Origin of the sequence: Shinella granuli (assembly GCF_004341885.1) — a bacterium.
Classification (GTDB): Bacteria; Pseudomonadota; Alphaproteobacteria; order Rhizobiales; family Rhizobiaceae; genus Shinella; species Shinella granuli.
Window position 1 is genome coordinate 431548 of sequence record NZ_SLVX01000003.1, and the last position, 24309, is coordinate 455856.

The 24309-nt window shown below is 66.3% G+C and carries 22 protein-coding genes; 8 read left to right on the plus strand and 14 right to left on the minus strand.

From position 1 onward, the window contains the following. Nucleotides 1-143: 143 nt before the first annotated feature. The 7 genes from EV665_RS08190 to EV665_RS08220 are packed head-to-tail and all read right to left on the minus strand — an operon-like array spanning nt 144 to nt 6691. A complete protein-coding gene (locus EV665_RS08190; protein WP_162853005.1) occupies nt 144-1109 on the minus strand; it encodes a glucokinase in 966 nt (321 codons plus the stop codon). 10 nt (nt 1110-1119) lie between these two features. After that, the gene (locus tag EV665_RS08195; protein ID WP_162853006.1) at nt 1120-2145 is read right to left on the minus strand and encodes a Gfo/Idh/MocA family protein; all 1026 of its coding nucleotides are present in this window, start codon (nt 2143-2145) and stop codon (nt 1120-1122) included. Then, entirely contained in the window at nt 2136-3203 is a 1068-nt protein-coding gene (locus tag EV665_RS08200; RefSeq protein ID WP_133033714.1) for a Gfo/Idh/MocA family protein, read from the minus strand. Before EV665_RS08200 ends, EV665_RS08195 begins: the two co-directional genes overlap by 10 nt. Nucleotides 3204-3262: 59 nt before the next feature. Continuing rightward, on the minus strand, nt 3263-4306 hold the full coding sequence (locus tag EV665_RS08205) for an ABC transporter substrate-binding protein (RefSeq protein ID WP_133033715.1): 1044 nt from the start codon (nt 4304-4306) through the stop codon (nt 3263-3265). A 23-nt stretch (nt 4307-4329) separates the two neighbouring features. Continuing rightward, nucleotides 4330-5109 carry an ABC transporter permease gene (locus tag EV665_RS08210; protein WP_133033716.1) on the minus strand — a complete coding sequence of 260 codons (780 nt, stop codon included), beginning with the start codon at nt 5107-5109 and terminating at the stop codon, nt 4330-4332. Continuing rightward, nucleotides 5106-5897: an ABC transporter permease gene (locus tag EV665_RS08215; RefSeq protein WP_133033717.1), complete on the minus strand. Its 792-nt coding sequence runs from the start codon at nt 5895-5897 to the stop codon at nt 5106-5108. The genes EV665_RS08210 and EV665_RS08215 overlap by 4 nt, the downstream gene beginning before the upstream one ends. Continuing rightward, the gene (locus EV665_RS08220; protein WP_133033718.1) at nt 5894-6691 is read right to left on the minus strand and encodes an ABC transporter ATP-binding protein; all 798 of its coding nucleotides are present in this window, start codon (nt 6689-6691) and stop codon (nt 5894-5896) included. Before EV665_RS08220 ends, EV665_RS08215 begins: the two co-directional genes overlap by 4 nt. Nucleotides 6692-6948: 257 nt before the next feature. Between EV665_RS08220 and EV665_RS08225 the strand changes: the two genes are divergently transcribed. The 8 genes from EV665_RS08225 (at nt 6949) to EV665_RS08260 (ending at nt 16175) form a co-directional block, all read left to right on the plus strand. Then, on the plus strand, nt 6949-8052 hold the full coding sequence (locus tag EV665_RS08225; RefSeq protein WP_162853007.1) for a GntR family transcriptional regulator: 1104 nt from the start codon (nt 6949-6951) through the stop codon (nt 8050-8052). A 154-nt stretch (nt 8053-8206) separates the two neighbouring features. Further along, complete coding sequence (locus EV665_RS08230) at nt 8207-9757, plus strand: CehA/McbA family metallohydrolase domain-containing protein (RefSeq protein ID WP_245507661.1); 1551 nt, start codon at nt 8207-8209, stop codon at nt 9755-9757. A gap of 76 nt (nt 9758-9833) precedes the next feature. Next, the gene (locus EV665_RS08235) at nt 9834-11189 is read left to right on the plus strand and encodes an extracellular solute-binding protein (RefSeq protein ID WP_162853008.1); all 1356 of its coding nucleotides are present in this window, start codon (nt 9834-9836) and stop codon (nt 11187-11189) included. A gap of 10 nt (nt 11190-11199) precedes the next feature. Beyond that, nucleotides 11200-12135 (plus strand): carbohydrate ABC transporter permease, encoded by a 936-nt coding sequence (locus EV665_RS08240; protein WP_133033721.1) that lies wholly within the window; start codon nt 11200-11202, stop codon nt 12133-12135. Beyond that, entirely contained in the window at nt 12132-12959 is an 828-nt protein-coding gene (locus EV665_RS08245) for a carbohydrate ABC transporter permease (protein ID WP_133033722.1), read from the plus strand. Before EV665_RS08240 ends, EV665_RS08245 begins: the two co-directional genes overlap by 4 nt. Before the next feature lies 1 nt (nt 12960). Next, entirely contained in the window at nt 12961-14496 is a 1536-nt protein-coding gene (locus EV665_RS08250; protein WP_133033723.1) for a sulfatase, read from the plus strand. Then, nucleotides 14489-15553: an ABC transporter ATP-binding protein gene (locus EV665_RS08255; protein ID WP_133033724.1), complete on the plus strand. Its 1065-nt coding sequence runs from the start codon at nt 14489-14491 to the stop codon at nt 15551-15553. Before EV665_RS08250 ends, EV665_RS08255 begins: the two co-directional genes overlap by 8 nt. A gap of 412 nt (nt 15554-15965) precedes the next feature. Further along, nucleotides 15966-16175 (plus strand): hypothetical protein, encoded by a 210-nt coding sequence (locus tag EV665_RS08260; protein ID WP_133033725.1) that lies wholly within the window; start codon nt 15966-15968, stop codon nt 16173-16175. A 179-nt stretch (nt 16176-16354) separates the two neighbouring features. Here EV665_RS08260 and EV665_RS08265 read toward each other — a convergent pair whose 3' ends face one another. The 7 genes from EV665_RS08265 to EV665_RS08295 are packed head-to-tail and all read right to left on the minus strand — an operon-like array spanning nt 16355 to nt 24164. Continuing rightward, a complete protein-coding gene (locus EV665_RS08265) occupies nt 16355-17254 on the minus strand; it encodes an ABC transporter ATP-binding protein (RefSeq protein ID WP_133033726.1) in 900 nt (299 codons plus the stop codon). Next, nucleotides 17251-18054: an ABC transporter ATP-binding protein gene (locus EV665_RS08270; RefSeq protein ID WP_133033727.1), complete on the minus strand. Its 804-nt coding sequence runs from the start codon at nt 18052-18054 to the stop codon at nt 17251-17253. Before EV665_RS08270 ends, EV665_RS08265 begins: the two co-directional genes overlap by 4 nt. Further along, nucleotides 18051-18941 (minus strand): ABC transporter permease, encoded by an 891-nt coding sequence (locus EV665_RS08275; protein ID WP_380684732.1) that lies wholly within the window; start codon nt 18939-18941, stop codon nt 18051-18053. Before EV665_RS08275 ends, EV665_RS08270 begins: the two co-directional genes overlap by 4 nt. Nucleotide 18942: 1 nt before the next feature. Further along, entirely contained in the window at nt 18943-19923 is a 981-nt protein-coding gene (locus EV665_RS08280; RefSeq protein WP_133033728.1) for an ABC transporter permease, read from the minus strand. 51 nt (nt 19924-19974) lie between these two features. After that, a complete protein-coding gene (locus EV665_RS08285) occupies nt 19975-21624 on the minus strand; it encodes an ABC transporter substrate-binding protein (RefSeq protein WP_133033729.1) in 1650 nt (549 codons plus the stop codon). A gap of 5 nt (nt 21625-21629) precedes the next feature. Then, the gene (locus EV665_RS08290; protein ID WP_064331425.1) at nt 21630-22127 is read right to left on the minus strand and encodes a GNAT family N-acetyltransferase; all 498 of its coding nucleotides are present in this window, start codon (nt 22125-22127) and stop codon (nt 21630-21632) included. Nucleotides 22128-22142: 15 nt separating this feature from the next. Beyond that, a complete protein-coding gene (locus tag EV665_RS08295) occupies nt 22143-24164 on the minus strand; it encodes a beta-N-acetylhexosaminidase (protein ID WP_133033730.1) in 2022 nt (673 codons plus the stop codon). Nucleotides 24165-24309: the final 145 nt, after the last annotated feature.

A 24309-nucleotide genomic window follows, 5' to 3' on the forward strand; every position in this document is an offset into this window, starting at 1 on the left:
CACGATATCGACGGCAAAGACAATCCCCCTTCGGGGCCATACAGGGTAAATCGGTTGGCAGCAGTGCCGCAGCCACGGCAAAACCGGCAATTGCCAAGCAATATGAAAGACTTTGCTAACGGAAGAACCGTCGCCAGACGGCATTAGCCCGAGGAAAGGCGCAACCACTCCGCACAGCCCTGGAGCGCCGTCCGGTCGTCGAGGAGCAGGTGAACAGGGAAGCGCTCCATGAAGTCCGTCTGGCGGCCTTTCGCCCGGAACGCATCGAGGAACGTCGGGTCCTGCACCAGCGGTCCGGCAAAGGCACGCGAGACGCCACCGGAGAGATAGACGCCGGAAAAGGGCAGATAGGCGAGCGCAAGATCGCCGCAGACCCGCCCGAGCAGGCGCATGAACGTATGCCCGGCCTGTTCGCAATCCCTGTCCGCCCGGGCGACCGCAAGGCGCGACACCTCCGCAGCCGTCGCAACGCAGGGCGCACGGCCGGCCTCAGCACATTGCCATTGATAGATCTCAAAGAGGCCGCGGCCCGACAGGGCGCGTTCCACCGACGCCCGCCCGCGCCCGGCCGAAAGCGCGCCCTGCAGCGAGAACTCCGCCGCGCCGGCCAGCGGCAGCGTCATATGACCGCATTCCGCCGCCACGACATGCGGTGCCCCGCCGAAGCGGGAGGGACACCACGCCGAGGCATTGAAGCCCGTACCCGCGCCGAGCACCAGACGCGGCCCCGGCTGGCGGGGCGCCCTGCCCGGTGTCAGGCACTGCGTCTCGAGCTTCTCCACCTGCCCCATCGCATAACCGAGCGCCTCGAAATCGTTGATGAAATCGACCCGGTCGGCACCGCAGGTCTCCGCCACGCGATCACGCCTGATGGTCCAGTCCCGGTTCGTCAGCGTGGCCCCCTCAGCCGTCGCCACGGCCGCAAGCGCAATACAGACGCTGTCGACGCGATTCTCCCCGCGTCCGCGCAGGTACGTCGCGGCGACGGCATAGAAATCCTCGAAGTGGTCATTGGCATAGCTGCCCGCGCTCCCGGGCAACAGGATGCCGTCGCGGACAAGGCCGAGGCGGGTGTTGGTCCCGCCGATGTCGCAGGCAAGTGCAAGCATGGAGATCCGCCTATCGCGCAATCGGCTGCGCCGAACCGCTGGCGGCCGCCCGATAGGCGGCATCGATCATCGCGAAGGCTCTGCGGCCGTCCTCTATCGTGACCGGCATCGGGCCGCCGTTCTTCAGCGCATCGACGAAGGCCCAGGCGACATGTTCGTGGAACACGCCCGTCTTGAACGATGGCACGACCGGCAGGGCGGACCATCCCTCCGCCTCGCCGCGCCGGAAGACGCGCAGGAAATCCGCCTCGCGCGTCGGGCGTGAGGCGATGTCCACGCCGGAAAGCAGGATCGAGCCCTCCGTCCCGTAGATTTCGATCGAGGTATCCGCGCCGGCAAAACACCAGCTCGTCGTCACCTCGGCGATCATGCCGTCCGCATAGCGGAAGGTGGCGACCGCCGTGTCCTCCACCGGCAGGCCGAGCGTGGAGGAAAGCGTGGCATAGGCGGTTTCCGGCTCGCCGAACATCCAGCGCAGGAAATCGGCGGCATGCACGCCCTCGTCGAGCAGCGTGCCGCCGCCCGAGCGCGCCGGATCGACGAACCAGGCGGAGCGAAAGGCCTCCGCCAGGCCGTGGCTGTGGCCATGCCGCACGCGACACAGCGTCACCCGGCCGAGCGCCTTCTCCTTGAGGAGGCGCGCGATCTCGTGGTTGGCCGGGTCGAAACGCTTCGGGAAACTCTGCATGAAGCGGATGCCTTTGCGTGCCACCACGTCGGCGATGGCATCGCACTGGGCGCGGTCGATGCCGAGCGGCTTTTCGCAGAGCACCGGCCGGCCGGCGGCGGCCGCCGCCTCCACCAGTGCCAGGTGGTCGCTCGTCGCCGAGCAGATGGCGACCGCATGGCTCTGGCGGATGAGGCCGGGAAGGTCCTGCGCCACATCGAGGCCATGGCGGGCGGCAAACTCCGCGGCCGCCGTTTCGGACGCATCCCAGACGCCGACGACCTGTACCTCGGGCCGTTCCAGAAAGGCGCAGGCCCAGAAATTGGCGTGGTAGTGCGCAACGCCGAGTATCGCGATCTTCAGGCGCATCCGGCCTTCTCCCCTTCCCCGCATACCGGCATCCGCGTGCCGGCCCGTGCTGCTGCATAGAGCGTTTCCGCCACCTCGACCGAGCGCAGCCCGGCGGCGGCCGTGTCGTCCGCTGGTGCTTCACCCCGCACGATGGACAGCCAGTGGCGGTGATGGGCCGCGCCGAGCGGCTCTTCCGGCAGGTCGGGCGCCACCCAACCCGCCGCGTCGGTGACGGACGGCGCGTGCATGGCCGCCGCGCCGCGCTCGGTGCGCAGCCAGACCGTGCCGCGTTCGGCATAAAGTTCCAGGCGAAAGCGGTCGCATCCGGCAAGCTCGGTATAGCTCATCTCGTGGCTCACCCGCGCGCCGCCGGCCAGCCGGTAGGTGGCGAGCACATTGTCCTCCAGCTCCGTGCGCACGATGCGGCCATCGGCAAGCCGGCGCTCCGGCCTCGCCGTCGTCATGTCGGCGGCAACGGTTTCAATCGGGCCGAGGAGATGCTGGACGAGATCGATGCCGTGCACGCCGAGCTGCATGACGACGCCGCCCGAAACGTTGCCGGGCTTGAAGAACCAGTCGTTCCAGTCCGCTCCGGGCGTGGCGTTGCGAAGGCGCACCGAATGGATCGCGCCCAGCGCGCCGGCCGCGATCTGGCTGCGCAGCCAGCGCACCTCCGGGAAATGGCGGTGCATGAAGCTGACGGTGAGGCTCCGCCCCGCCCGTTCGTCCGCGGCGAGGATGGCGCGGCACTGGACGCTGTCGAGCGCCATGGGCTTTTGCAGCAGCACGGACTTGCCGGCCTCCAGCGCATCGATGGCGATGCGCTCATGCGTGTCGTCGGGCGTCGCGATCACCACGGCGTCGATGGCGCTGTCGTCGAGCACGCGGCGATAGTCGGTCTCGGCCCGGCCGATGCCGAGCGCTTCGGCCCTCGCCTGCGTCGCCTCCGCCCGCCGGCCGACGAGCGCGGCGACATCCGCTCCGCCGGCGGCGCGAAGGCCGTTGATGTGATAATCGGCGATGAAGCCCGCGCCGATGACGGCGACGGCGATCCGATCGGCAGCCGAACGGGACATGGTGATCAATCCGCTTGGGTGGCAGGGGGGCGCCGGCCCATGGCAGGCGCCCGGTTTCTTCAGGGCGTCCACTGACCCTCGACCGACACGGCCGCGGCATTCACCGCCTTCAGCGGGGCGGTATAGGTATAGGTGAGCACGTCCTTCGCCTCGCCCGGAATGCGGTTCGTCGCCTTCAGGTAATCGACGATCGCCGCCATGTCCTCGACATAGGACGGATCGACATCCGGCGTGAAGGTGTAGTCGCCGAGGAGCGCGGCGTTCATCTCCACCGGCTGCTTCTGGAAATCGGAGAAGATCTTCAGGACCTCGTCCTTGTTGGCGGGGTCGGCCACATAGGCCTGCGCCTTGGCGAGCACCTTCACCAGCGCTTCCGTCGCGACGGGATGGGCGCGCACCCAGTCCTGCGAGGCGACCCAGACGGTGCGGTTGTTGGAAACGGCGACGTCCTCGCCGCTGTTCTTGGCGAAGAAGCTCTTCGTGCCCGTATGCACGATCTTCGCACCCTGCTCCTGCACCGCGCGATAGGGGAAGGGCTCCCAGAAGACGATGCCCTGGATCTCGTTGTTGGCCATGGCGGCCATCGCCTCCGGCGGCGCAAGGTTCACCGTCTGGAGCTTCGTCTCGTCGAGGCCGTAGTGCTTGGCGACATTGGCAAGCAGGGCGCCTGACGTGGAGGAGACCAGAAGGCCGAGCTTCACCTTGGTGAGGTCTTCCGGGTTCTCGACGCCGGCATCCTGGCGCACCACGATCTTCTCCAGCCCGTGGCTGACGGCATTGGTGCCGAGGACCACCACGGGCACGCCGTTATGCGCCATCGAGACCGGCGGCAGGTTGCCGGGCGTCCAGAGCTGGATCTCGTCGGCAAGCAGCGCCTCGCCGGCGAGATTGCCGGAGGCGAAGGTCTTGAACTCGACGTTCTTGAAGCCGGCCTCGTCGAACCAGCCCTTCTCCTTGGCGACGATATGGACGAGGAACGGCAGGCCCGGACCGATGCTGATGGACAGCGTGTCGGTTTCCACGTCCGCGGCGGCGGACGGGCCAGCCGCCAGGAGCATGCCGGCCATGGCGGCGGATATCAGGGATTTCAAGACGATGCGCATGTGGTTCTCCCTCTCGTTATACGTCAGGCGCCGTGCCAGCGCCCGATCCAGCGTTTGATCGCGGCGCCGATCGCCGCGTCGGTGATGAGGTTGAGCGCGCCGATGAGCAGGATGCCGACGACGATGACGCCGACGGAACCGCCGGTGTTGCGCTCGTTGATGATCATGTAGCCAAGCCCCCGGTCGGCGGCGATCAGCTCGGCGGCGACCAGCACCCCGAAGCTCAGCCCCCAGCCGATGCGCACGCCCGTCGCAAGATCGGGCGCGGCGGCCGGCACGGCGACGCGCAGGAGCAGCGGTACGCCGCTGAGGCCGAAGGTCTGCGCTGCCTTCAACAGCATCGGATCGATGCTGCGCATGCCCTGATAGGCCGCCGTGACGACGGGAAAGAAGGCGCCGAGGAAGATGATGAAGAATTTCGACGGCTCGCCGAGGCCGAACCAGATGATCGCAAGCGGGATCCAGGCGAGCGGCGGGATCGGCCGCAGGAGCTCGATCAGCGGCCGCGCGAGGGCGCCGAAGCCGCGATACCAGCCCGCCGCGATGCCGACCGCCGCCCCGGCCAGCGCACCCAGCAGGAAGCCGGAAAAGACGCGCAGCAGGCTCCAGAACAGGTTGTCGGCGACGGTCTCGGCCGTCAGGCGCTCGGCCGCCGCGCGGATGGCAAGCGACGGGCTCGGAAAGATCGCCGGGTCGACCAGCCCAGTGCGGGCGCTGATTTCCCAGGCGGCGACGGCGAGGAACGCGCCGATGAGGCCGAGGGTCAGGTCGCTGGCGGCGGAAAGGCGGGAAAGCGGCTTCATCGGCGCACCCGGTCGAGATCGCCCGCCCAGGGCAGCATGGCGCGTTCCAGCGCCATCAGGCCGGCGGAGATGGCAAAGCCGATGAGGCCGATGACCAACATGCCGATGATGGTGATCTCGCTGCGATAGAAGGTGCGGGCCTCCATGATGAGCGCGCCGAGCCCTTGGATCGTCCCGATCATCTCGGCGCCGACGATGACCATGAAGCCGACGCCGAGCGCCATGCGCGCGCCGGCGAAGATGCGCGGCAGGGCAGCCGGCAGCACGACGCTGCGATAGAGCTCCAGCCCCTTCAGGCCGAAGGTGCGCGCGGCCCTGACGAGCGTCGGATCGACATAGCGCACGCCGGCGATCACATTGGACAGCATGACCCAGAAGCAGCCGTAGCCGATGAGGAAGACCTTGGTCAGCTCGCCCGCGCCGAACCAGACGATGACGAGCGGCAGGAGGCTCAGCGTGGCGACCGAGCGGCAGAAGACGATGAGCGGCGCCGTCAGCTTGTCCACGACAGGCAGGGCACCGATGACGAGGCCGAGCGGGATCGCCAGCGCGAGCGCCGCGCCGTAGCCCTGAAGCACCCGCAGAATGGTGGTCAGCGCATGCGACCAGATCGACACGCCCGTCGGAAAGCCCGTCGTCGACAGTTCGACGAATCCCCGCGCGATGCGGCTGACCGGCGGGAACTGGTAGGGCTTGAGGAAGCCGTAGCGCACCCCCGCCTCCCAGAGAAGGAGAAGAACCGTGAAGGCGGCGAGCGGCGGAAGGGCCTGGACAAGTTTGCGCGTCATGTCGAAAGCTCGTTCCAGATGGCCTGGTAGAGCGCATTGAAACCCGGATCGGTGCGCAGGCGCGGGCGCGGCAGGTCGACCGGGAAGATACGCTTGATGCGCCCCGGATTGGACGCCAGCAGTACGATCCGGTCCGACAGCGTCAGGGCCTCGCTGATCGAATGGGTGACGAAGACGATGGTCTTGCGCCGCGCCTCCCAGATGCGCAGCAGCTCCTGCTGCAATTCGATGCGCGTCAGTTCGTCGAGCGCGCCGAAGGGTTCGTCCATCAGGAGGATCTGCGGATCGAGCGCCAGCGCGCGGGCAATGGAGACGCGCTGCTGCATGCCGCCGGACATTTCGCGCGGATAGCGCCCTGCCGCCGCGTCGAGGCCGACGAGCGACAGGAGCTCCAGGGCGCGCCGGCAGCGCTCGGCCTTGGCAAGGCCCGACTTGCGGAAGCCGAAGGCGACATTGTCCACCGCCGTCAGCCAGGGAAACAGCGCATGCTGCTGGAAGACGACGCCCTGCCCCTGCCCCGGCCCGGTGACGACCTTGCCGGCAATGGCGATGCGGCCGGCCGAGACGTCCTCCAGCCCGGCGATCATGTTGAGGAGGGTCGTCTTGCCGCAACCACTGCGGCCGATGAACGAGACGAATTCGTTCTCGGCGATGGCGAGATCGACATTGTCGAGCACCGGCACGGCGCCGCCGCTGCGCTGCGTGAACACCTTGCGCGCGCCATCGATGCGGATGAAGGCCGCTTCGGCAGGCCCGCGGCCTCCCACGCCGGTATCCGGGCTGCGTCGTTCCATGACAGGGCTCTGCGACACGACGGACTCCCCTTCCGATCGCTGCGACGGATGGCTTTTGCCATTCCGGGATCAAGCGTATACGTGAAAATCAAATTGTAAAGTGCAATTTGTATCCGCTATAATACAATCAGGCGTGAACAGGAGGCCCACCTCCCCGCATCATCAGCCGAAGAGGCGGGATTGCCGGGGCGGGATTCAAAATGTATCCGGTTGGAAGCAACAAGAAGCAGACACGAATCGACGATCGGGGCAGACCTTTGCGCGCAGCCTCTTCACATGCGGTCCTTGCATCCCTGCGGGACCAGATTGCCCGGCTGGACGACGGCGCACGGCTGCCGACGGTGCGCGAGCTGATGCGCAGCCACCAGGTCAGCCAGGCGACCGTGCAGGAGGCGCTGACGCGCCTGCGCGAGGAAGGACTCCTCACCTCGCAGGTCGGCCGCGGAACCTATGTCGTCAAGGATGGCGAGGCGGCCGCGCAGGACGGCGCCGACGCCGCCAGGCACCTCGACAGCCTGCTGATCCTGTCGAATGCCAGCCTCAACGAGCGCTGCGTGCTGGTGCAGAACCACATCGTCGGGCACCTATCGCGCACGGGCAGCAAGGTGGTGCAGATCTCCTACCACAATACCGGTCACCTGCTGGACATCCTGACGTCGGTTCCGGATTTCGACGCCGCGATCCTGCAATCCCACTACGAGAACATCCCGATCCGGCTGCTCCATCTCCTCCAGGGCAAGACGCGCGCCCTCGTCGTCGACGGGAATTCCGTGGCGGGCGTCGATATCGACCGGGTCGGCACCGACTGGGAGGAGGCGCTGGATCTCGCGCTGGAGCATCTTTCGGAGTTGGGACACCGCTCCATCGCGCTGGTTTCGCTGGATTCCATGGCCCAGCCCATCCTGTCCGTGCGGCGCGCCTTCGACCGGCTCGGCCGCCGCCACAAGGCCGGCTGGGAACACACCGAAAGCATCGCGCTCGGCGGGGTGCTGCATCCCACCCAACGGGTCGGCGACGCCCTGAAGACGGCGCTCGGCGCATTGGTCGACCGGCACGGCCGGCTTCCCTTCACGGCGATGGCGACGCTCGGCATTTCCGATTCCCTCGGCATCCGGCAATGCCTCACCGAAATGGGTATCTCCTGCCCGCAGGACCTCAGCCTCGTCGTGCTCGGCCACCACGACGTTCCGACCGAGCATTTCGGCTTCATGAGCATGGCCGGCAGCTCGTATCTGGCCGCTGCCAGGAGCCTGATCGAGGTCATCCACAAGCGCATCGCGGCGCCGCGCGAGGCGCCGCAGATCGTCTATCTCGACTGCCTCGCCGAGTTCCGCGACAGCACCGGCACGCCGCCCCGCTGAAACACAGGCGCCGGCCGGGCGACGGCGCACGCCCTCACCCAAAAAACAGGCTTGCATCGAGGGATGCATCTGCTACGGTACAATACATATTGTATCAGTCGAGTTTGCCCGGAGCATGGCGCGTCCTGGCCATTCGCAATGGGGAGGGTGCAGTATGTTGGGTGAGCGTCTGCCGGAGCGGCTCCAGCCGCTTGCCTCGCGCTTCGGCGTCCGGCCCTATTACGGCGACATCCACAATCACTGCGACATTTCCTACGGCCATGGCAGCCTCGAACAGGCGCTGCGCCGGGCGCGCCGACAACTGGATTTCGTCTCCGTCACCGGGCATGCCTACTGGCCCGACATGCCGGTCGACGATCCGCGCGTCGCCCATATCGTCGATTTCCACGTCAAGGGCTTCGCCAGGCTCGAAAAGCTGTGGGGCACCCATTTCGATACGCTGGCGGCGGCGGACGAGCCGGGCGTCTTCACCGTCTTCCCGGGCTACGAAATCCATTCCTTCGCCCATGGCGACTATACGATCGTCTATCGCGACATCGCCCGCCAAGAGGTGATCAAGGCCGATACGCCGGCAGAACTGCACGCCCGGCTGCGCGCCGCCTATGGCGACGGCGTCTTCGCATTCCCGCACCATATCGGCTACCGCCTCGGCGCGCGCGGGGTGAACTGGGATACGGTCGTGGAAGACCTTTCGCCTGTCATGGAGATCATCTCCATGCACGGTTGCTCCGAGACGTCGGTCATGGACCGGCCGTTCCTGCATTCCATGGGCCCGAGCGACGGCCAGTCCACCGCCCGCCATGGCCTCAACCGCGGCATCCGCTTCGGCTTCCTCGGCAATACCGACCATCACAGCGGCTATCCCGGCTCCTACGGCCACGGCCGCTCGGCCGTCTATGCACCGGAAAACTCCCGCACGGCCCTGTGGGACGCCGTCCACCGGCGCCGCACCAATGCGCTGACCGGTGATGCAAGCCATCTCTTCTTCGCGATCGGCGACGCCATGCAGGGCGGCAGCGTGGCCGCCGGCGGACATGACATGCTGGAGCTTGAAGCGGTCGCGGGCGGCGCTATCGACTATATCGACCTCATCCGCAACGGCGACGTCGTCGGCCGGGTGACACCGGACCTGCAACAAAGCCCGATCGACACCGCCGACGGCAGCATGGAAACCCTGCTCGTGCTGGAACTCGGCTGGGGCGCACGCGGAAAATTCCACGACTGGCAAGGCTCGCTGGAGCTTTCCGGCGGCGACATCCTCTCCGTCGAGCCGCGCCTGCGCGGTTCCGAAGTGGTCTCGCCGCTGGAGGGTGGCGGCGACGCGAAGGACGAAAACGACATTCGCCTTTCCGGCAACCGCATCGACTTCACGATCCGCTCGATCGCCAACCCCAACAACACCACCGCCGCCATGCAGGCCATCGCGGCTCGCATCCGCATCACGCCGGATGCGAGGGTCCGCTTGGTGCTCGACGGCCAAAGCTTTGAGGCGAGCGCCGAGCGCCTGCTCGAAGGCGCGCTTTCGGGCAATCTCGGCCCGATCGACAGCCCCGCCTTCCGCCTGCACCCACTGCCGCGCCCGCATCAATGGCAGTGGCGCGGCGGGCTCGCCATCGAGCCGCTGCGCAAGGGCGACTGGATCTATGCCCGCATGCGCCAGGCCAATGGCCAGTGGAACTGGGCGAGCCCGATCTTCTGCGAATAGGAAACCGGGGAAGCCCCGTTTTCCGCGATGCCGAAAGCAAGCACTGAACATTCATGAGGCAATGGGAGACTCATCGATGACCTCTACGACCCGCATTCCAAGACGCAACGTCCTCAAGGGCGTTGGCATGGCGGCCGCCGCCAGTCTCGTTCCCGGCGCATTCCGGCCGCTTTACGCCGCCAGCGTCGCGCCGATCACCATCGTGATCAACCAGTCGCCCTGGTTCGAAAGCTTCCGCAAGACGGTGGAAGTCTACGAGGCCGAAACCGGCAACAAGGTCGAGCTCGACGTCAACCCCTTCGCGGGTTCGCTCGAAAAGCAACGCAACTCCGTACGAGCGAGCGCGGGCCAGTACGACATCCTGATCATGAACTCCGGCTGGTTCGCCGAGATGTATGCCGGCGGCTTCGTCGAGGCCATCACCGACATCGACCCCGGCTTCCAGCTCGATCCGGAGGTCTACACGCTCGGCGACACGATCTACTATGACGCCGCCGACAAGACGATGACCAAGGCCGGCAAACTGATGTCGATGCCGGTCTCACCGCTGATTCCGATGCTCTACTATCGTGGCGACCTCTACGAGGAGGCCGGCCTTTCGGCACCGAAGACCTTCGCCGAACTGGAAGCCAACGCCAAGAAGTTCCACAACCCGCCGGGCATGTACGGCATCGTGCAGCGCGGCGCGCGCGGACCGCACACCGTCGCATACGACTTCTACCCCTATCTCTACGGTTTCGGCGGCGGCATCTTCAAGGACCAGTCGACGGGCGACTACTCCGTCACGCTGAATTCCGACCAGGGCCGCGAAGCGCTCGACTACTATGTGCGCCTCGCCAAGGAAGCCGGCCATCCCAAGACGGCGGCCTCCGACCAGGCCGAGGTCATCCAGGCCATGGTGACCGGCCATACGGCGCATATCATGATGGTCATCGCTGCCTGGTCGCAGATGGACGATCCCAACAAGTCCGCCATCGTCGACAAGGTCGAATGGGCACCGACGCCCTCCGTCGAAGGCTTCCCCACCTCGCCCGGCCTCGGCCACTGGCTGGCCGGCATTTCCAAGAACGTGCCCGACGACCGCAAGCGCGCCGCCGTGGAGTTCCTGCGCTGGTTCCAGACGAAGGCCGCACAGCTCGAAACGGCCAAGGCCGGCGGCATCCCCGTCCATGCGGCAGTCTACAAGGAGCCGATCGCCGACGAGCGCCGCTATCGCTGGATGAAGCCACTCGCCGAAGCCCTGCCGCATGCGGTGAACATCTACCAGTTCCCCGAGGCGAGCGAGGTCATCTCGGTGCTGGAGCTCGGGCTCAACCGGGCCGTCGCCGGCGAGATCACGACCGTCGACGCGCTGAACGGCATGTCCGACGAGATCGAGAAGATCATGGCCGGCCATGCCTACAAGACCGGCAAGCTCGATCCGCTGAAGTAAGGACCGGACCATGGCCGCCGCGCAAGCCCAGATCCAATCGTCCCCGCGGCGGCCGACACAGGTCTTCGAAGACCGCGGCCAGCGTCTCTGGCGCTGGCTGACCTTCTCGCCGGCCCTCGCCATGATGCTCGCCCTCAGCGTCCTGCCCATCGCAAACCTGTTCCTCACCAGCTTCCAGAACATCACCTGGGCGGACGGGCAGCAGGTGCGCACTTGGGTGGGCCTCACCCATTACCAGGCGCTGTTCTCCGACAGCCTTTTCGGCGCCGGCATCTCCAACACGCTGATCTTCGCCTTCGGCGCCGTCGCCGGCCAGATGGTCCTCGGCTTCGCCATGGCGCTGCTCTGCACCAAGATCGTACGTGGCCGCGTGCTCTACCGGGCGATCTTCATCCTGCCCATCCTCATCCCGGGCATCGTCATCGGCGCCATCTGGAAGCTCATGCTCAATTTCGACTTCGGCCTCGTCAACAAGGCCCTCGGCCTCGTCGGAATCCTGCCGCATGACTGGCTGGGCAGTCCCGAAACAGCCCTCTTCTCGGTCATCGTCGTCGACATCTGGCACTGGACGCCGTTCTGCTTCCTGCTGTTCCTGGCGGGGCTCGAATCCCTGCCGCAGGATGTCTTCGAGGCCGCCAGGATGGACGGCGCGGGCGCCTGGCAGGAGCTGATCTACGTCACGCTGCCGCTGATGATCCCGACGATCGTCGTCACCTTCGCCTTCCGCCTCGTGCTCGCCTTCAAGGTCTTCGACGAGGTCTATCTCCTCACCAGCGGCGGCCCCGGCACCTCGACCGAGGTGATCAGCTTCACGCTCTACCAGCGCTTCTTCACCGAGGACAAGGCGGGCTACGGCTCGGCCATGTCGGTCACCGTCATCTTCCTCGTCTCGCTGCTTCTCGTCGTCGCCCTTTCGGCGCGCCGCCGCACGGGAGCCACCTCATGAGCCGGCGCACCCATTCCGCCCTTCCGGTCCATATCACATTGGCGATCGGCGCCGCGCTCGTCCTCGTGCCGATCATCTGGACCGTCGCGGCCGGCTTCCGCACGCAGATCTCGCTTCTGATGGGTGATGTGCTCTTCACGCCGATCGGCAGCAACTTCGCCGAGGTGCTCTGGTCGAAGACCTCCGACTTCCTTCTCAACTACCGCAACTCGATCATCGTCGGCATCGCCAGCACCCTCCTGTGCGTCGTCGTCGCCACGCTTGCCGCCTTTTCGCTCAACCGGATGCGCTGGCCCGCCTGGACCGTGCATCTCTTCCTCGCCTGGACGATGATCTTCCACATGATCCCGCCGGTGGCACTGGCGAGCGCCTGGTTCACCATGGCGCGGGCGGTGGGGCTGGAAAACACCTTCACCGGTCTGATCCTCGCCCATGCGACGCTCAACCTGCCGATGGCGATCTGGCTGATGGCTGTCTTCGTGCGCGACGTGCCGAAGGAGCTGGAGGAGGCGGCGATCATGGACGGGGCGGATACGCCGCATATCCTGTGGCATGTCATCCTGCCGCTGATCACGCCGGGCCTTGCCGCGACCTCGATCCTCACCTTCATCTTCTCCTGGAACGAATTCGCCGTCGCCCTGACACTGACGATGAAGCAGACGGCCACCGTGCCTGTCGCCATCGCCAAGTTCGCCCAGGATTTCGAGATCCAGTACACCCAGATGGCCGCCAGCGCCGCGCTGGCCATGGTCCCGGCCATCCTCGTGCTGCTCGTCGCGCAGCGCTACATCGTCAAGGGGCTCACGCAAGGAGCAGTGAAATAGCATGAAGGCGGTTTTTGTCCTGTTCGATTCCCTCAACCGGCACCTGCTCGGGCCCTATGGCGGAACACGCATCCCGACGCCGAATTTCGACCGGCTCGCCGCCCGCAGCGTGACCTTCGACAAGCACTATGTCGGCAGCCTGCCCTGCATGCCGGCAAGGCGCGACATGCTGACCGGCCGCCTCACCTTCCTGCACCGCAGCTGGGGGCCGCTGGAGCCCTTCGACAATGCCTTCCCGGAAATCCTGCACCGGGAGCGCGGCACCTACAGCCATCTGGTGACCGACCATTTCCACTATTGGGAGGACGGCGGGGCGACCTATCACAACCGCTACGATTCCTATGAATTCGTGCGCGGCCAGGAGGGCGACCGCTGGAAGGCGATGGTGCAGCCGCACTGGGAGCGCCTGCGCGAGAAATACCACGCCCGCCAGTTCAGCGACCAGCGCCGCTCCTATTTCGGCCAGAACATCATCAACCGCGAGTTCATCAAGGAAGAGAAGGACTTCCCCTCCGTGCGCTGCTTTGCCGAGGGCTTCGACTTCCTCGACCGCAACCGCGACGCCGACAACTGGATGCTGCAGATCGAGACCTTCGATCCGCACGAACCCTTCACGGCGCCCGAGCGTTTCAAGGCGCAGTTCGATACCGGCTGGCAAGGCCCGATCCGCGACTGGCCGCGCTATGGCCGCGTCGACGAGCTGCCGGAGGAATGCGAGGAGCTGCGCGCCAACTACTATGCGGTGGTGGCGATGTGCGACCACCTGCTCGGCGAATTGCTGGACTATTTCGACCGCCACGAGCTGTGGAAGGACACCGCCCTCGTCGTCACCACCGATCATGGCTTCCTGCTCGGCGAACACGACTTCTGGGCCAAGAACCGCATGAACCTCTACGAGGAAGTGGCGCATATCCCGCTCTTCCTGCACGACCCGCGCCATGCGGAACGCGCGGGAAGCCGCTCCGGGGCGCTCACCCAGTCGATCGACCTTGCGGCGACCTTCCTCGACCTCTTCGGCGCCACACCACCGGCCGAGAACGAAGGCTTTTCGCTTTGCGCCATGGCCGACGGCACAGCGCCGCGCCAGGGCGCCCTGTTCGGCTATTTCGGCGGGGCTGTGAACGTTGCCGATGGCCGATACACCTATCATCGCTTCCCGGAGGACCTGTCGCAGCAGGAACTCTATCAGTACACGCTGATGCCGACGCATATCTTCTCGCCGTTCACGCCGGCCGAGCTTGCCTCCGTCGAACTCTCGCCGCCGCTTGATTTCACCAAGGGCGCGACTCTCCTCAAGGTGCCGGTGATCGAGCGTTCGCCGATGTACAACAACTACGGCCCCGGCGCGCTGCTCGAATCCGAAACGCGCCTCTACGATCTTGAAAGCGATCCCGGGCAGGAAAAGCCGCTCGCCGATCCCGGTGAGGAGCGGCGCCTTGCAGAACTGATGGCCCGGCTGATGCAGGCGAACGGCGCGCCGCCCGAAGCCTTTTCACGTTTGGCCTTCGATGCCGTTTCGGGAGAAGACCATGGCTGAAGTCCAGATCCGGGACGCCCGCAAATCCTATGGCGCCGTGGAAGTGCTGCGCGGCGTCGACGTCGAGGTCAGAGACGGCGAGTTCGTCGCACTGGTCGGGCCGTCCGGCTGCGGCAAGTCCACCCTCTTGCGCATGATCGCTGGGCTGGAGGGCATTTCCGGCGGCGAGATCCGTATCGGCGCGCGCGTCGTCAACGATATCCCGCCGAAACAGCGCGACGTCGCCATGGTCTTCCAGAACTATGCGCTCTATCCGCACATGACCGTCGCCAAGAACATGGGCTTCTCGCTGAAGCTCGCCGGCAAGCCGAAGGACGAGATCGACAGGCGCGTTGCGGCCGCCGCCGAGATCCTCGACCTCTCCACCCTGCTCGACCGCCTGCCGCGCCAGCTCTCGGGCGGGCAGCGCCAGCGTGTGGCGATGGGCCGCGCCATCGTGCGGAACCCACGCGTCTTCCTGTTCGACGAGCCGCTGTCCAACCTCGACGCCAAGCTGCGCGTGCAGATGCGCGCGGAAATCAAGGCGCTGCACCAGCGCCTCGGCACGACGACGGTCTATGTCACCCATGACCAGGTCGAGGCGATGACCATGGCGGACAAGATCGTCGTCATGCGGGCCGGCGTGGTCGAGCAGGTGGGCTCGCCGCTCGATCTCTACGACCATCCCGCCAACATGTTCGTCGCCGGTTTCATCGGCTCGCCGGCGATGAATTTCATCGAGGGGCACATCGAGAAGGGACGGTTCATTTCCGGCTGCGGCCTGTCGGTCGCGACGGGACCGACCGCCGACACCGCCCGGGCCGTGCTCGGCATCCGCCCGGAGCATCTGACGCTCGATCCCGCGGGCACGGCCGCGACCGTCGTGGTCGTCGAGCAGACCGGTTCTGAAACCCTGCTGCTGCTTGACATGGCCGGGCAGAAACTCACCTATCTCGGCCGCGACCGCCTGCCCATTCGGCCGGGCGAGACCGTCCACATCCTGCCGGACGCCACGCGCCTGCATCTCTTCGACCCGCAAAGCGGCCACCGATTGGGCGACAGGCCGGGCACCGCTTGAACCCGGCACCCCGACCGTCAAGACGGCGCGCCGAAGGCGCTACACCTTCCAGATCCCGGCTATGAAGTCCGTCTCTGCCTGTCGGCATCTGCCTACAAGGGGGAGAGGGCTGGCAGCCTGCTTTTCCCGCCAATTCTCCCTATGAGAGTGCCGCAGGTTAAGCCCCTCCCCCTGGTGGGGAGGGGTCTTCAACTCATATCGATTGCCCTGCCGAGCCCAGGACGGAGGCATTGCCGCTGGCGCAGCATGGCTAAGCCCATCGACCGGTGACGCATTTCGGCACATCTGATAACCAATTGCTTACCCTTTGCGGAGTCGATCGGCGCATACAATCAAGAGTAGGTGGGACCACGCGAATGGCTGGGTAAACGTGAGCCCGCTCCATGATGGAGCCGATTCGAGGTGCCATTTCATGCCCATGCAGACCGTTCATCGTCTGACCAACGACCCGACACCCGCCCAGCGTCTTGCCCGTGCCATCAAGGACATCGACAGGCGACTGGACTGGATCCACCGAAACAACCTGCCCGTTCCCCTGAACGCCTATCGTGCCCGACGCATCCTGCACGAGGCGCTTGCCCGTTGTCGCGAGCGCAATAGCATTCTCCCGCCGGCTCGCTGACGGGAGACACTGCGCGAGCGGATGCGATGCCCAAGCCGCGCCGGTCGCGCAGGGACCCGGTCGAGCGATACGAGGCGCTCCCGGGTCTTTCCTTTGCAATCAGAACTCAATGCCTGAAGCAGAGCGGGCAGCCACGCACCGCACCGCCGAGCCCAACGCGGCACGGCTGAAGGCTCTTTTCAGACGGCGAGGACGAAGTGGTTTTCGCCTGCCGTGACGACCTCGCTCTGGTCCTTCGCCGCGATGCGGCGGACGGCCTCCACCGCGCCGGGGTCGATCCGCGAGGCGGCATCGGAGAAGCGGCACGCCGGATCGGGCACGGCCGACAGCAACAGCTTCGTATAGGGATGCTGCGGATTGTCGATCACCGCGCCGCAATCGCCCCATTCGACGATCTGGCCGCTATACATGACCGCGATATCCTCCGCGACGTAGCGGGCGGTGGCGATGTCGTGGGTGATGTAGAGGAGGCCGAGATTGCGCGCCGCCTTCATCTCGTTGAGCAGGTTCAGCACGCCGAGGCGCACCGAGACGTCCAGCATCGAGGTCGGCTCGTCCGCGACGAGGACCTGCGGGCGGGCCGCGAGCGCGCGGGCGATGTTGACGCGCTGGCGCTGGCCGCCGGACAGTTCGTGGGGGTATTTCGGGGCGACGATGGCGGGATCGAGCTTGACGCCGGCAAGCTGCTCGAAGACCGCGGCGTCGAGGTCGGCAGATCGGATATCCGGGCGGTGCAGGCGCAGCGTCCGCTTCAGGTGATAGGCGATGGTGTGCGCCGGGTTGAGCGAGGCGAACGGATCCTGGAAGATCATCTGCACGGCCTGCCGGTAGGTGGCAAGGTCGCGGCCGCGCCGGCCCGCCGTCGGCTCGCCCTTGAACAGCACGCGGCCGCTCGTCGGCAGGTATTCCAGCATGGCCATGCGCGCGCAGGTCGTCTTGCCGCTGCCCGATTCCCCGACGATGGCGAGCGCCCGCCCGCTGTGGAGTGCGAAATTGACCGAGCGCGCGGCCCGCACGCCGCCCGTTTCGCTGCCGAAGGTCTTGCTGACAGTGTCAAAGCGCAGAAGCGGTTCGTTCATCCGAGCACACCTCCCTTGAGCGAGGGGAACGAGGCCCAGAGCCTCTTCGTATAATCGTGTCGCGGCGTGCGGAAGATCGCCTCCGACGGTCCCTGTTCCACCATCCTGCCCGACAGCATGACGCCGATGCGGTCGCAGAACTGCACCATCAGCCCGAGATCATGGGTGATGAACAGCACGGAAAAGCCGCGCTGGCGGCGCAGTTCGTCGATCCGTTGGAGGATTTCGCGTTGCACCACCACGTCGAGCGCCGTCGTCGGCTCGTCCATGACGACGAGCTTGGGATCGAGCGCCATGCAGATGGCGATGACGATGCGCTGGCGCATGCCGCCGGAGAACTGGTGCGGATAGTCGCGCATGCGCTCCGGCCTGATGTCGACGAGCGTCAGCATCTCGGCGGTGCGGTCGCGCGCCTCCTTGCGCGTGCAGCCGGTATGGGTGCGCAGCACATCGTAGAACTGCTCCTCGATGCGCAGCACCGGGTTCAGCGAGTTCATCGCGCTCTGGAACACCATCGCCACCTCGCGCCAGCGGAAATCGGCGAGCGCCCGTTTGTCGAGGCCGAGCACGTCGCGGCCGGCAAGGCGGATCTCGCTGCCCTTGCGGATCAGCGCCGGCGGGCCATGCAGCCGGCTGACGGCAAAGGCGATGGTGCTCTTGCCGCAGCCCGATTCCCCGGCAAGCCCGAAGACCTCCCCCGGCGCGACGTCGAAGGAGACGTCGTCCACCGCACGAAAATCCGTCTCCGCGCCGATATAGTCGATCGTGAGGTTCCTGACGGAAAGCAAGGCGTCGCTCACAGGCGTCCCTCCCCGGATCTGATGAGGCTCGACCAGCGGGCAAGGCGCCCGCCGGTGCGCAGCCGCGGATTGGCAATCTCATCCACCGCGAAGTTGAGCAGCGACAGACCGATGCCGAGCAGCGCCAGCGCCAGGCACGGCGCAAGGATGTCCCACCAGGCGCCGACCGAGAGCGCCGAGGCCTTCTGCGCGTTGTAGAGCATGGTGCCCCAGGAGATGACGTTGGGATCGCCGAGCCCAAGGAACTCCAGTGTCGCCTCGGTGATGACGGCGAAGATGACGCTGCCGATGAAATTGATGCCGACGATGGAGAAGACGTTCGGGAAGATCTCGAATGCCATGATGCGCCATTGCGGCTCGCCCATCATCTCGGCGGCCTTCACGAAATCCCGCTGCTTGACGGACAGCGTCTCGGCCCGCGTGACGCGCGCCCCCCAGGCCCAGGAGGTGAGGCCGAGGATGAGCGCGATCACCATAGGCCCCGCCTGCCCGACGAAGGAGGCGATGACGAGCAGCAGCGGCAGGTTCGGCACGACCAGCACCATGTTGGTGAGGAAGCTGATCACCTCGTCCGTCTTGCCGCCGCGATAGCCCGCGATGATGCCGAGCGTCGTGCCGACGACGGTGATCAGCAGGCCGGCGGCAAAACCCACGGCGAGCGAGGTCTGCGCGCCATAGATCAGCCGCGCCCAGACATCCTGCCCGAGGCGGGTCGTGCCGAGGATATGTTCGGCCGAGGGCGGCTGGTGCGGCCGGCCGGTGCGGCCGGCGGGATTGTATTCCGTGAGCAGCGGCGCGGCGACCGCCACCAGCACGATGAGGAGCACGATGGCAAGGCCGACGAGCGCCTTGCGGTTGCGGCGAAGGCCGATCAAGAGCTGGCCCATGTCAGCCACTCCCCTTCAGACGCGGGTCGAGCAGAACATAGCTGACATCGACGAGGAAATTGGACACCAGCATGGCGGCGGTCATGACGAGGAGCTGGCCCTGGATGACCGGATAGTCGCGGGCGAGAATCGCCTGATAGAGCGTGTTGCCAAGGCCCGGATAGTTGAACACCACCTCCGTCACCAGCGAGCCGCCGAGCACGGTGCCGAGTGCGATGGCAAGGCTGGAGACCGTCGGCAGCAGCGCATTGCGCGCCGCATACCAGACCATGACGCGCCGGTCGGAAAGTCCCTTGGCGCGGGCCATCACCACATAGTCCTGCCCGAGCAGGTTGATCATGTTGTTGCGCATGGTCACGGTGAAGCCGCCGGTCAGGACGAAGCAGAGCGTGACGAGCGGCAGGATGGCATGATGGGCGACGCTGGCGAAAAAGGCCAGGCTGAAGGACGGATCGAGCGCCGGGTCATGTGCATAGCCCGTCGGGAACCAGCCGAGCGTGAAGCCGAAGACGAAGAGCGCGACGAGCGAGGTGACGACCGCGGGAATCGAGGTGGCGAAGATCGCGGAGACCGACACCACCACGTCGAGCCGGCTGCCCCGCCGCCAGGCGGCGACCATGCCGAGGAAGCTGCCGAGCGCGAAGGAGATCAGCGTCGCCGTGCCGACGAGACCGACGGTCCACAGAAGCGCCCGCCCGAGCAGGTCCGTCACCGGCAGCGGGAAATATTTCACCGAGACCCCAAGGTCGCCGGTAAAGATGCTGGAGAGATAGGTGAGGTACTGCTCCCAGAGCGGCCCGTCGACGAAGCCGAAGGTGAGCTTAAGCGCCTCCAGGCTTTCCGGCGGCAGCTCCGAGCCCGCCGAGGAGAACATCAGCGCCACCGGATCGCCCGGCATCAGGCGCGGCAGGAAGAAGTTGATCGTCGCCGCCGCGATGAAGGCGGCGAGGTAGAACAGGATTCGGCGAAGCAGGAAGAGCATGGTCTGGAACCGGCGGGGCCTGTCACGGTCCCCGCCTCCTCTGTGGACGGATCACGGAACCGGCTGGAGAGCCAGGAGGTTCAGAAGACGTGCGCGATTGTTCCTGGTGATCGACGGATTGGCAAAGGGGTTCTCCTTCGTCGACCAGCCGGTGAAGCGGCTCGTATTGTACTGATACCAGTTCGGATTGTTGAACACCGGCATCAGCGGCAGGTTCTCCGCGACGATGCGCTGGGCCCTGTTCATGATATCCTTCTGCTTGTCGAGATCGGCCGTGTGGGTGAACTCCCCGATCAGCTTTTCGACATCCGCATTGAACCAGCGCTGCGCGGTGAAGCGCGTCTTGCCCTTGTCGGCCTCGGTGAAGGCGCGCTTGTAGGGATAGTACGGCGAAGCTGCGGCCGGCAGGCTGTTGATGGCGGCGTCGAACTTGCCGGAGATGAGGTTCTGGCTCCAGACGGCCTCTTCCGGCGTCTCGATCCTCGCATCGATGCCGACCGCCTTCATGTTGTCGATGGCGATGTTGACGGTGTCGATCCAGTCGGTCCAGCTCGCCGGAACGATGATCGAGAAGGCGATCTTCGTGCCATCAGGGTTGTCGCGCATGCCGTCGCCGTCCTTGTCGACATAACCGGCCTCGTCGAGCAGCGCCGCGGCTGCCGCCTCGTCATAGGTCGCGAACTTACCGAAATCGGTGGTGACGGACGGATCGGCCCAGGCCTTGTAGAGCTCGCCCATCAGGCCCGGGTCCTCGTTCAGCGTCGGATAGCCGTAGCCGGCGATATCGACCATGCCCTGCCGGTCGAGCGCCATGGAAACAGCCTGGCGGAACTTCAGGTCGGAAAAGGCCTTGCGATTGTCGGCATTGGCGCTTTCCTGGTTGAAGACGAAGGCCACCATGCTGCTCGGCGAATACCAGTAGTGGAAGTGCTCCGGGTTCTTGGCGACATAGACCTTCTCGATATCGGGGATGAAGGAGACGCCCCAGTCGAGCGTGCCGTCCACCGTCGCGGTCAGGATCTGGTTGTTGTCGGCAAGCTGCGGGAAGCGCATGCAGTCGACCTTCAGGTGCTCGCCGTCCCAGTAGTTCGGATTGCGGCACTGGTCGTAGGTCTGGCCGGTGAAGCGGGCGATCTCCGTCATCGGACCGCTGCCGACCGGCGTCTCGTTGGAGAAGGTGACGGGATCGGCGATGTCCTTCCAGGCATGCTGCGGCACGATAGGGATCTGCACCAGCGTTTCGGCGGCAAGCGAGGTCGGCTCCTTCATGGTGAAGCGCACGGTCTCGGCATCCGCCACCTCGACACCGTCGATCTGCGTCCAGATGCTGACGAAGTCGAGCGCCGGGAATCTCTTCACGAGATCGAAGCTGAACTTCACGTCCTCGGCGGTCAGCGGCTGGCCGTCGGACCATTTCAGGCCGGAACGCAGCTTGAAATCGATGCTCTTCAGGTCGTCGGAGAGCGTGAAGCTCTCGGCAAGGCGATAGACCGGCTTGTTGCTGTCGAACTGGTTGAAGATGACCAGCGGCTCATAGATGAAATCGAGCGTGCTCTGGCGCGCGGACGTCTGGTTGAAGGGGTTGAAGTTGCGCACCCACGTCGTCGCGGGCTCGATGTTCACGGTCAGCACGGTCTGGGCAGCCGCGGGCGCGGCGCTCAGCATCAGGGCCGCAACGGCCGTCAGGGTCTGGAACTTCATATCGTTCACTCCTCTCTTGAACTGTCGGGTTTCGGGCGGCGCAGCATGCCCTCGTAGACGCCCTTGTCCTGCGCGGGGATCGGCATCGCGCCGACCGCACCCACATAAAAATCCACCGGTCCGGCATCGCCGATCACCGCATAGGCATACCCGTCGGCCTTGAGTGCGAGGAGCGCGCCCGCAAGCAGCGCCACGCCCACGCCCCTGCCCCGCGCGTCAGGATGCACGCCCGTCGGCCCGAAGAAGCCGCGCGCCACGATGTCGTGGCAGGCAAAGCCGAGAAGCCGCCCTTCAGACACCGCAACGAGGCAGGCGACCGGCCGGCGCGAAAAGGCGACGGTCACCTCGCTCGCCCAGTTGTCGGAAAAGTTCTCGCGCACCCAGTCGACCACGAGCGCCATTTCCGGCGCCAGCGCCGGACGGATCGTGACGCCCTCGACCGGCGGACGCGCCGCAAGCGCCGCGAACTTTTGCGAATGGAGATTGACGAGAAGATCGGGCATCGTTTGCGTTCTCCGTCAGGCCCAGTGGCCGTAGAGGTTGGGCATCAGCGCCGCGTTGACGATGAAGCGGTCCCAGTCCTTCTGCTCCCAGGGCGTCCAGGCCGTCTCGGCAATGGCCGAAAGGCGGGGGAAGACGAGGCGATCGAAGATCGCGCGGTCGGCCATGGATTCGTTCCAGATGCAGGCCTGGACGCCCTTGAAATGGGCCAGCTGCTCGCCCGTCCAACCCTCGACGGGGTCGAAATCATAGGTGTCGCGCGGGGAGGGGGAGCCCGCCCAGCCGGCGCCCGGCTCGTTCCAGTCGGTGGACTGGCCCATGTCGAGATAATAGGCCTGCCCCGGCGCCACGACGATGTCGTAGCCCTCCTGCGCAAGACGCGCGCTTACCGGCACGTCGCGCCAGCCGATGAGATAGGACGATGCCTTGTCGAGCACGCCGCCATGCGCTGCCTCCTGCCAGCCGCCGGTGACGCAGCCGAGCGCCTTGACGCTCGCATGCACCTGCCGCAGGAAGGTCGCCTGCAGCACCGCGGTCGGCGCGCCTTCGATGTCGTCGGCGCCGTCGTGGTTGGTCTCGACATTGTTGTGCCGCGCATGGGCCTTGGCCGCGTCCGCGCCGGCAAGATCGGCGAGCATGGCAAGCGCCAGCGGCGAGCCGGACCAGGCCCCGAGCGGCACCTCGTCCGCACCGACATGCAGGATGCCGGCGGGAAAGAGCCCGGCAAGCTCTCGCATCACCGTCTCCATGAAGGCGATGGCCTTCGGCTGGGCCGGGTTGAGGCAATTGTTCGGCATGCCCTGGACGGAGGCATATTCGCCGGTCTCGTCCGGATCACGCAGCTCCGGCAGCGCCTGCAGCAGGGCGAAGCTGTGGCCGGGCACGTCGATTTCCGGGATGACGGCGATGCCGTAGCGACCGGCATGCGCCACGATCTCGCGCACCTCGTCCTGCGTATAGTAGCCGCCGGTCGGGAACGGCCCGGAGCCGAAGAGCGGCGGCACGGGCAGGTCATGGCCGCGCCAGGCGGCTTTTTCCGTCAGTTGCGGATAGGCGGTGATCTCGATGCGCCAGGCCTCGTCGTCGGTGAGGTGCCAGTGGAAACGGTTGAGCTTGTTCCAGGCGAGAATCGCGAGGAACTGCTTGACCTCGGCGCTGGCATAGAACTGGCGCGCCACGTCGAGATGGCAGCCGCGGAAGCCCATGCGCGGGGCATCCTCGATGCTGCCCGCCACCGGAAAGAGGAAGGTGGCGGGATGGCGCCGGGCGCCGCGGAAGATCTGGCCCAGCGTGATCAGCCCGTAGAGGAAACCCGCAGGCGCAGCCGCCGTGACGAGCACGCCATCGGCCGCAAAGTCGAGGCGATAGGCCTCCACCTCGCCCGCCCGTTCGGCAAAACGCACCGGCAGGCCGCCCTGGTGGATGTCCCGCACCAGCCCCTCACCCGGGAAAAGCCGCGTGGTGATATCGCGGAAGGCATCGGCCGCTTCGGCGGCCGCGGCCGGGCCGTTCGCAAGGGCGAGCCCGTGCGGCACCTGCCCGCCGGCAATGCCGGCGACCTCTTTCGGCCAGGGGACGATCGACAGCGGCTGCGGCGCGTTCAGCGGAACCGGCGCGCGGGCGGTGCCGCGGCGCGGCGCGTTTTCCGCGACGGTGGAGACGGTGGGCAGCACTCGCGCCGGCAGGATGGTTCCCTCGGCGGTGACGACATAGGCGTTGCGCGCGCCGTCGCTCCAGTGGCGCAGCGGATAGGAAAGCTGGCGGCTGCTCGCCTCCCAGACCGCGCCGGGCGCCAGCACGAAGCCGTCCGGCGGGGCGATGGTGCTGTGGTTGGAAAAGCGGCGCACCAGCCGGCCGTTCTCGATCGCCGCGCCGGCCTGCAGCCGCGCCGGACCGCTGAAGCACAGCACGAAGCCGGCAAGCGGCGTGGCGCCGAGATTGGTGAGGCGGATCGTATAGACGGGCGCCTCTTCGCCGGCTGGCGGCGTCCAGAGCGTTTCGAAGAGCAGGGAATGGTTGGGGTCGACGGAGGCAGTCATCGGGTCAATTCCTGGGTCATGAAAGGGATCAGGCAGCGGCGCCGGGCTCCAGCCCGAGCGGATCGTCGACGCGCGGCCAGAGTTCGAGGCTGGCCTTGCGATAGGCGGTTGTTGCCGGATCGGTCGGGTAGGAGGTCGGTGCGGC

What these genes read in the sequence shown, in the direction of transcription:
- EV665_RS08190 (WP_162853005.1), bottom strand. Translation starts at nt 1,109, where the DNA reads ATGCTTGCACTTGCCTGCGACATCGGCGGGACCAACACCCGCCTCGGC.
- EV665_RS08195 (WP_162853006.1), bottom strand. Translation starts at nt 2,145, where the DNA reads ATGCGCCTGAAGATCGCGATACTCGGCGTTGCGCACTACCACGCCAAT.
- EV665_RS08200 (WP_133033714.1), bottom strand. Translation starts at nt 3,203, where the DNA reads ATGTCCCGTTCGGCTGCCGATCGGATCGCCGTCGCCGTCATCGGCGCG.
- EV665_RS08205 (WP_133033715.1), bottom strand. Translation starts at nt 4,306, where the DNA reads ATGCGCATCGTCTTGAAATCCCTGATATCCGCCGCCATGGCCGGCATG.
- EV665_RS08210 (WP_133033716.1), bottom strand. Translation starts at nt 5,109, where the DNA reads ATGAAGCCGCTTTCCCGCCTTTCCGCCGCCAGCGACCTGACCCTCGGC.
- EV665_RS08215 (WP_133033717.1), bottom strand. Translation starts at nt 5,897, where the DNA reads ATGACGCGCAAACTTGTCCAGGCCCTTCCGCCGCTCGCCGCCTTCACG.
- EV665_RS08220 (WP_133033718.1), bottom strand. Translation starts at nt 6,691, where the DNA reads ATGGAACGACGCAGCCCGGATACCGGCGTGGGAGGCCGCGGGCCTGCC.
- EV665_RS08230 (WP_245507661.1), top strand. Translation starts at nt 8,207, where the DNA reads ATGTTGGGTGAGCGTCTGCCGGAGCGGCTCCAGCCGCTTGCCTCGCGC.
- EV665_RS08235 (WP_162853008.1), top strand. Translation starts at nt 9,834, where the DNA reads ATGACCTCTACGACCCGCATTCCAAGACGCAACGTCCTCAAGGGCGTT.
- EV665_RS08240 (WP_133033721.1), top strand. Translation starts at nt 11,200, where the DNA reads ATGGCCGCCGCGCAAGCCCAGATCCAATCGTCCCCGCGGCGGCCGACA.
- EV665_RS08245 (WP_133033722.1), top strand. Translation starts at nt 12,132, where the DNA reads ATGAGCCGGCGCACCCATTCCGCCCTTCCGGTCCATATCACATTGGCG.
- EV665_RS08250 (WP_133033723.1), top strand. Translation starts at nt 12,961, where the DNA reads ATGAAGGCGGTTTTTGTCCTGTTCGATTCCCTCAACCGGCACCTGCTC.
- EV665_RS08255 (WP_133033724.1), top strand. Translation starts at nt 14,489, where the DNA reads ATGGCTGAAGTCCAGATCCGGGACGCCCGCAAATCCTATGGCGCCGTG.
- EV665_RS08260 (WP_133033725.1), top strand. Translation starts at nt 15,966, where the DNA reads ATGCCCATGCAGACCGTTCATCGTCTGACCAACGACCCGACACCCGCC.
- EV665_RS08265 (WP_133033726.1), bottom strand. Translation starts at nt 17,254, where the DNA reads ATGAACGAACCGCTTCTGCGCTTTGACACTGTCAGCAAGACCTTCGGC.
- EV665_RS08275 (WP_380684732.1), bottom strand. Translation starts at nt 18,941, where the DNA reads ATGGGCCAGCTCTTGATCGGCCTTCGCCGCAACCGCAAGGCGCTCGTC.
- EV665_RS08280 (WP_133033728.1), bottom strand. Translation starts at nt 19,923, where the DNA reads ATGCTCTTCCTGCTTCGCCGAATCCTGTTCTACCTCGCCGCCTTCATC.
- EV665_RS08285 (WP_133033729.1), bottom strand. Translation starts at nt 21,624, where the DNA reads ATGAAGTTCCAGACCCTGACGGCCGTTGCGGCCCTGATGCTGAGCGCC.
- EV665_RS08290 (WP_064331425.1), bottom strand. Translation starts at nt 22,127, where the DNA reads ATGCCCGATCTTCTCGTCAATCTCCATTCGCAAAAGTTCGCGGCGCTT.
- EV665_RS08295 (WP_133033730.1), bottom strand. Translation starts at nt 24,164, where the DNA reads ATGACTGCCTCCGTCGACCCCAACCATTCCCTGCTCTTCGAAACGCTC.